We start from the raw sequence: 266 nt of genomic DNA, 5'->3' as shown, positions 1-266 counted from the left end.
CGTAACGGCACTTGGCAACGAAGAAGGCGAAAGCGAGGCTGTTGATACTCGTCCTACCGTTAAAGTCACTCAACTCTCACCGGTTGCCTACCCTGTAGAAATTGAAGCATTTGGTGAACTGTCTCCGCTTGAGTCAACCAACCTTTCAGCCCAGGTCAGCGGTGAGATAACCAGTTTGAATCTACAATTTCTGTCTGGTGGCATCATAAAACGCGGTGAAGTACTCTTCACCATCGAAAAACACGCCTATGAAGCGGCGTTACTGC

1 pseudogene is annotated in these 266 nt (G+C 48.9%); it reads left to right on the top strand.

Annotated features, from left to right (window positions below):
• Positions 1–266 (top strand): annotated as a pseudogene (locus NLF92_RS13145) (biotin/lipoyl-binding protein); the annotation flags it as partial.

Origin of the sequence: Opacimonas viscosa, assembly GCF_024199005.1 — a bacterium.
GTDB lineage: Bacteria > Pseudomonadota > Gammaproteobacteria > Enterobacterales > Alteromonadaceae > Opacimonas > Opacimonas viscosa.
This window is presented reverse-complemented; position numbering and strand designations above follow the sequence as displayed.